Here is a 5,798-nt window from a genome sequence, read left to right on the forward strand (position 1 = left end):
CCTTGTAAATAAAGGGATTCAGATCTATTTTAACCGTGATCAATTTCGCGTCCTTCTCAAATGTTATGCGTTTTCTTAACACAATGGTAACACTGCAATGAATGTCCATCATTTCATTTGGAATAATTTTGCAGCAAAATAAATTGCGTAAGATGAAAAATACATTTTTACTAATTACTTTGTTCTTCGTTTCCTTTATGGGATACGCTGTGCAAAATGACACTACGATTGTAGATTCAGCAATGGTAGCCAACCCTAGTGTACAAGACAAAGACATTTTTAGTAATCTAACTTTTAGTTTTAAAAACTATAAAGATAAAAGAACTACCAATCCATTAGAGATCGGTAGCACAACTTTAAAAAGTGATAACATCTTAACTTCTGACCAATATATTGCGATTAAGTATAAGAAAGAAGGAGAAGATAAATGGGTGAGTAAATACTTCTCTACTTCTGATGATAAGATGGTCATCGAAAATTTAGAAGAAAATAAGTTTTACGATTACTACTTAGGAGCAGGTAACGATACCAACAACATTACTTATAACTCAGAGGAAGCTACTTTTAATACGCTTTCATTTTCTGTTTTTGAAAACTTCTCTGCTAAAGGGAAAGAAGAAGCAGGAAAGATATTCTGGGGATTAGAGTTAGATAAAATCGAAAAGATTAAAGAGCATTACCCAAATGCCTCTTACATCGTAAAATACAACACGAAGATTGGTAAAAAGCAGAATGCTGCGGATCCAGAGAAATCTCCATGGGTTGTTATTCCGGACATCTCTTTAAATACAGTTTCTTACTCTTTTAAAAACTTAGATGGTGGAGAAAGCTACGTATACAAAGTAGGAATTCAATTAGATGAGCACCACACAGTATGGTCTAACTCTGGTAAATTCAGTGCAGAAAGAACATGGGGTATCTTTAAATTATTGGTATTAATTGGTGCTTTAGGTATGTTCATCTTCGGTATGAAGATCATGTCTGAATCTTTACAACAAGCAGCAGGTTCTCGTTTAAGAAACATGTTAGGATCTATTACTTCTAACCGTTTCAAAGGAGTACTAACAGGATTTGGAATCACTTCTATTGTTCAATCATCTTCTGTTACAACAGTAATGACGGTAAGTTTCGTAAACGCAGGGTTAATGACATTGCGTCAATCTGCTGGAGTTATGATGGGAGCTAACATCGGTACTACTATTACAGGATGGTTAATCTTAATCTTTGGATTTAAAGTAAGTTTAAGTTCTTACGCATTAATCTTTATCGCCTTTGGTGCACCTTTATTATTCTTCTCTAAATCAAAAGCTAAAACTTGGGCTGGAGCTATCATTGGATTTGCTTTATTGTTCATGGGATTAGGAGAATTGAAACACTCAGTACCAGAATTAGGAGCAGACTCAGCATTGGTTCAGTTCTTTATCGACTTTAAAGATGTATGGTACGGTCCTGTAATGTTCGTATTCTTAGGAGCATTGGTTACAGTAGTTATCCAGTCTTCTTCTGCGGCAATGGCCTTAACATTAACAATGGTTGCTGGTGGTGTTATTCCATTCGAAGTTGCATCAGCAATGATCTTAGGTGAAAACATCGGTACTACTATTACAGCGGAATTAGCGTCGTTAATCGGTAACGTTCACGCAAAACGTTCAGCAAGAATTCACTCTTTATTTAACATTATTGGTGTAACATGGGCATTGGTATTATTCCCATTCATCTTAGATGGTATCATGTTCTTTATCGGAGCAGGAGATGTAAACAACCCAACACCAGAAGAGTCTACAGTAGGTTTAGCATTATTCCACACCGTATTTAACACGTTGAACGTTATCATCTTAATCTGGTTTGTTCCACAAATTGTAAGAATTGCAGAGAAAACAGTTAAATCTAAAGGAGGAGCGGACGAAGAATTCCACTTAGACTTCATTGGAACTGGAATTTTAAATACTCCTGAACTTTCAATCTTAGAAGCGAAAAAAGAATTAGCTAAATTCGGTAGAATCACTTCTAAAATGTCAAAATTCACACAACAATTGTTGGTGGAGAAAAACAAAAAAGAAAAGAGCAACTTATACGCTAAACTAGAAAAGTACGAAACGATTACAGATAGAGTTGAGATCGAAATCGCAAACTACTTGAACAAGGTTTCTGAAGGTGAAATGACTGAAGAAGCATCTAAGCGTGTAAGAGGAATGAACAGTATTGCTAATGACCTTGAGAGAATTGGTGATATCTTCTTCCAGATTTCTAAAACTTTGGAAAGAAAAGACGTAGAGAAAATTTGGTTCAGCCCAACTCAACGTACTAATCTTCAAGAGATGTTTAAGTTAATTGACGAAGCATTTGAAGTAATGACCAATAACTTGAACGCTCACAAAGACAGTGTTTCTATTATTGATGCAAACAATGCAGAGATCAAAATAAACAACAAGCGTAACGAATTACGTAACGAGTACTTGAAAAACATGGAAGATCCAGAATTCAATATTCAAAGTGGAATGATTTACAATGATATCTTCTACTCTTGTGAGAAAATTGGTGACCACATCATTAATGTAACAGAAGCAATTGTTGGAGAAATCTAAACAATAAGCAATTAATATTGAGCCCTGGTAAGTATACTTATCAGGGCTTTTTTGTGGGTTAAATTTTAATTTGATGTTCCAAAGTGGTCTAAAGAGAAGTGCCTATAAATAGGTCATATACATCGAACTCGGAACTCTTTCCTAAGACAATTAAAGGCATCAATTAAAGCGTCATGAAAGGATTTCTGTCATACACGTATAAATACATGAAAAGCTGCATCAATTCTATTGTAAACATTGGATAAGTAAGTAGTGGTAAATTACCTAAGCAGCTCCATTCATCATCCAACTATAATCGTTTACCATTAACTTTAGCCCTACGTTAATCGGTGAAATCTTGGGCATAAAAAAAGTGGCAACCCTAGGGCTACCACTCTCCAAATTTTATATCTAAGTAATTCCTACTTCTTAACTACTAAACGGTCTGTTTTAACTGCTTCTCCTCTGTGCGTCAAAGAGTAAAAGTAAACACCAGAGTTTAAGTTTGAAATATCAATTTTACCAGATGTAATTGTTGCCTCATCAAAAACAACATTCCCTAAAATATCAACAATTCTTAAACCGTAATCCTCTCCATTGTTATCGAATTTTACATTCAATACGTTTTGAGCCGGATTTGGGTAAACACTAATTTCTGGAATTGAAGCTTCTTCTGTTCCAACAGACTGGCTATCCCATCTTACGTCAACTGAATCCAATTTATTGTCGTTTTCATCAATTACATAGTATCTGTAAGTAGCATCTCCTCTATTATCATTCGCATAATAGTAAAGCGCCAACCAACCTGTTTCTTGACTTCCTAAGCTTTCCAAACTTGTACTCCAATCATCTGAAGAAGAAACGTCTTCTTTAGAATAACATGTACCTGTTAACGGATCTGGCCCCCAACAAATAGCATCTTCTGTACCCGCAACGAAATCCATACGAACACGTCTAATTGTAACATTTAAATCTGTAGAACCTTCATTTACGACGTCAAGTGTAAGGTGACCTTCCCAGTTATTTGGATCCTCCACAACCACCACGGTCTCAGTTCCTGCGATATTTACTGTGGTGTTTTCCACATAAATACCTATATCTTGAGAAAAGGAATATGCACTAAAAAGCGACAATCCTAAGAGTAATATTTTTTTCATATAGTTCTGCAATTATTTGTTTAAGTCTTAAAGATACGAAAAACACGGTAAAACAACTAAATCATTAATGTTAAAAGGATGTTAATCTAGGAGTCCTATTTGAAAGTTTTCCCTTTCCAATAAGCTACCTATTCTTTAGCAATCCAATTTGATTGAATTAACATTATTACAGTAAAAGCTCACCTACACGCCGTAACAAAATTTTGAAGAAACCCTTAAAAACAAAGGACTACAGGCGTTTTAAGTATTCACTTAAGGGAGAGTGACGCTTACATATAGACGAACTCTTTGCTTAAAAAAGTCCAACATATACTCTATTAGAAATATTATATTAAAACATTATTTCAGTTTTAAGAAATAGGAATGAGCTAAGTTTTTAACCATATTTGTTGGAATTAGATTCTAAAACTATAAAACATGAAAAGATCATTACTTACATTAGGACTTACGGCTTTTGCTTTAGGTGCTAGTGCACAAACTGTTTATTTCGAGGAAGATTTCGAAGCAAACGGTATTTCTAACTGGACTAACGTTGATGCTGACGGAGACGGAAACTTGTGGGAAGACGCCAACTTAAGTGGAGGTGGAAAAGCTGCACTTTCTCGTTCTTGGCAAAACAACGTTGCATTTGACCCAGACAACTGGTTAATTTCTTCAGCAATTGATTTAACGTCTGCTTCAGGTAACGTATTCTTTACAATGGATGCATTAAATGCTGACGGAAGTTACCTTGATAAAATTACAGTATACGCTGCAACAGGTTCTACTGCAGCTGATCTAGCTGCTGGTACAGTACTTTACACAGGTACACCATCAGCAAGTGCATGGGAGAAAATCTCTTTCGACATGTCATCTTTCATTGGTCAAACAGTATACTTAGGTATTAGACACCATGATTCATATGATAAATTCATTGTTCTTGTTGACAACCTTAAAATTGAACAAATCGCAAGTGATGATATCGTTTTAACAAGCGTTTCACTTCCTGATTTTGCAAGTGGAGCTTCTGCTCCTATTGAAGGAGTTGTTACAAACAACGGAGCAAACACAATTACATCTTTCGATTTAAGTTATGACGATGGTTCAGGACCTGTTACAGCTACTATTACAGCTAACATTCCTTACGGATCAACTTATAACTTCACTCACCCAACAAACTTCCCATTATCAGGAAACGGACCTTACACTTTAGATGTATGTGCAACAGTTGCTGGTGATGCTGACAACACAAATGATTGTGCTACAGGAGTAATTGGAGAAATCGTAAATACTTCTTTTGACAAGTACGTGATGGTCGAAGAAAAAACTGGTACATGGTGTCAGTTCTGTCCATCTGGAACTGCGGCAATGGATAACGTAGGAAACGTTGAAGATAAATTCATCGGTATCGCTATTCACAACCAAGATCCAATGGCAATCGCTTCTTACGATAGTCAATCATCTGCTTTGCCAGACTTCGGTGGTTACCCATACGCAGCTGCTGATAGAGCTGTAGGTGCGCACGCAGCAAACATGCAAGCTTCTTTCAACGCAAGAAAAAACTTAGTTGCTCCAGTTTCTGTTAACATTACTTCAGCTGATTTAGTTGGAAACACTTTAACAGTTACGGTTGAAACTACTTCAGGTGCAAACTTTGACGGAACTAACTTCAACTTAGGAGTTGTTTTAGTACAAGATAACGTTAGAGGTTCTGGAACAGGATGGACGCAAACAAACGCTTTCGCGGGAGGAAGTAACCCAGTTCCTCACACTACTCCAGAAGGAGATCAGTACAACTGGCAAAACTTACCACAGCAAGTTGACGTTAGTACAGTATTCGGTGGTTACGATCACGTTGCTGAAGCTATCGCAAACGATCAGTGGAATGGTATTGATGGATCTGTACCAGCAGGACAAATCAACAACGGAGATGTTTTCTCTCACACATTTACATTCAACTACAACCACGCTGAATGGTTCCCAGGAAACATGCACGCTGTTGCTTACTTTGTAAACACAACTACAAACGAAATTTACAATGCTTACGAAACTTCTATTACAGGAGCTACAAGTGTTGAAGATGCAGTTGTAAACAACA

The 5,798-nt window shown here is 36.4% G+C and carries 3 protein-coding genes; 2 read left to right on the forward strand and 1 reads right to left on the reverse strand.

Annotated features, from left to right (window positions below; genetic code table 11):
• Positions 1–152 precede the first annotated feature (152 nt).
• The gene (locus tag AC22ZQ_RS11910) at positions 153–2,585 is read left to right on the forward strand and encodes a Na/Pi cotransporter family protein (protein WP_318958992.1); all 2,433 of its coding nucleotides are present in this window, start codon (positions 153–155) and stop codon (positions 2,583–2,585) included.
• Positions 2,586–2,986: 401 nt separating this feature from the next.
• Here the strand turns inward: AC22ZQ_RS11910 and AC22ZQ_RS11915 are convergent, their stop codons facing one another.
• The gene (locus AC22ZQ_RS11915; RefSeq protein WP_318958993.1) at positions 2,987–3,721 is read right to left on the reverse strand and encodes a T9SS type A sorting domain-containing protein; all 735 of its coding nucleotides are present in this window, start codon (positions 3,719–3,721) and stop codon (positions 2,987–2,989) included.
• 417 nt (positions 3,722–4,138) lie between these two features.
• On the opposite strand from AC22ZQ_RS11915, the gene AC22ZQ_RS11920 reads away from it, so the two are divergent.
• Positions 4,139–5,798, forward strand: a 1,660-nt coding sequence (locus AC22ZQ_RS11920) for a choice-of-anchor J domain-containing protein (RefSeq protein ID WP_318958994.1), incomplete at its 3' end; no start/stop codon positions are given.

The sequence above is a fragment of the Lishizhenia sp. genome (assembly GCF_057456495.1).